This is a genomic window from Corallococcus sp. CA054B, from assembly GCF_003611625.1.
Lineage (GTDB): Bacteria > Myxococcota > Myxococcia > Myxococcales > Myxococcaceae > Corallococcus > Corallococcus coralloides.
Genome location: NZ_RAVY01000387.1, coordinates 1 through 1,624 on the forward strand (window position 1 = coordinate 1; position 1,624 = coordinate 1,624).

The 1,624-nt window shown below is 72.7% G+C and carries 1 protein-coding gene and 1 pseudogene; both read left to right on the forward strand.

All coding sequences use genetic code 11. From position 1 onward, the window contains the following. Positions 1-638: PP2C family serine/threonine-protein phosphatase (locus D7V80_RS40890; RefSeq protein ID WP_147447401.1), on the forward strand; the 638-nt coding region annotated here is incomplete at its 5' end. 202 nt (positions 639-840) lie between these two features. Then, positions 841-1,624 (forward strand): annotated as a pseudogene (locus D7V80_RS40895) (methyl-accepting chemotaxis protein); the annotation flags it as partial.

Sequence of the window (1,624 nt, forward strand, 5' to 3'; positions counted from 1 at the left end):
GCCTGGGGGGGCAGGAGGGCGGGGAGGTCGCCAGCCAGTGCGTGGTGGACACCTTCGCGGGGTTCAGCGACCGGTTGGACCGCGATCGCGACGGCACCTGGCCGGACGCGGTGGATCCTGCGCGAAGCCGCGAGGAGAACTACCTGGCCGCCTGCACCGCGCTCGCCCAGCGCACGTTGCGCGTGCGCCGCGTGGGCAAGCTCAAGGAGATGGCCTCCACGGTGGTGGCGCTCGCGGTGGGAGAGCGCTTCGCGGCGGTGGCCCACGTGGGTGACAGCCGCCTGTACCGCCTGCGCGAGGGCCAGCTGGAGTCGCTCACGCGCGACCACTCGCTCATCGAGGAGCTGCGCGCCGCGGGGCGCGAGCCGCCCGGCAATCCGGCCAACCTGCGCCACCTCATCACCCGCGCCCTGGGCACGGAGAACGCGGAGCCCACCGTGCAGCGGCTGGAGACGCAGCCCGGGGATGTCTTCCTCCTGTGCTCGGACGGGTTGTATGAGCCCCTGGGCCCGGAAGTGATGAAGGAGCAGCTGCGCGCGACCTCCGCCCAGGCCGCGTGTGACGCGCTCGTCACCGCCGCGTACGAGGCCGGTGGCCGCGACAACATCACCGCCGTCGTGCTGCGCGTGGCGGTCTGAACATCTACCCACCGCGTCACGTGCTGGGAGTGTGGGGATGATGAACCCCACAGGTCGGCCCTGACCGCCGACCCGACGCGATGGGTCCGCCCGGACGGAGGGGGAGTCACCCTGCACAGGGACTTCAATCCTTCGCATCTTCCAGGTTAATCTGGGGGCTCCCCCCTCGCGTCTCCCTCCCCCCTCCGAGCACCCGTTGCGTATGACGCTCAGCCTTGCCGCGCGCCTGACCGCGGCCCTTACCGCCGTTGTCATCACCCTAACGCTGCTGACCGTGATGTTGATGGGGCTCTCGCTGCGCTCGCGCGTGGAGTCCGAAATGGCCTCCGCCCTGACGCGGGATGCGACCCGCTGGCAGGCATTGAAGGACCAGGAGCTGCGGGTGCTGGCGGAGCTGGGGCGCGTGGCCGCGGCCAACCCCGCGTTCACGGCGGCCTTCGCGGAGGATCATTCGGAGACGGACGCCCTGCTGAACGAGCACCGCATGGTGCTGGGCGTGGACCTGATGGCGCTGGTGGGCGTGGACGGGACGGTGCTCGCGTCCTCCGGCGAGCGGACCCTGCCGGGCATCGACAAGGTGGTGCGCCAGCAGGGGCAGGTGCTGCTGCCGGCCGCGGGCGTGCCCCTGTTCGCGGTGTCGCAGCCGCTCCAGTCCAACGGCGTGCCGGTGGGCTACCTCGTGGTGGGCTCGGAGCTGGGCGCGGAGGAGCTGCGGCGGCTGGGCGAGGGGAGCGAGGACCTGGAGGCGTTGCTGCACGCGGGGCCCCGGCTGGTGGCGAGGTCGGTGCGCGCGGTCCAGGCGAAGGCGCTGCTGGCCGCGGCGGGCGCGGGCGGGAACAACGGCGCAGAGGTGAACGTGGGCGGCGTGTCGCTGCACGTGTCGCGGGTGGAGGTGGGCGAGGGCCTGGAACTGGTGCTGGCGCGCGGCGCGCAGGCGGAGTGGGCGCGGATGCGCGCCACGCTGATGGAGGTGCTGGGGCTGGGGC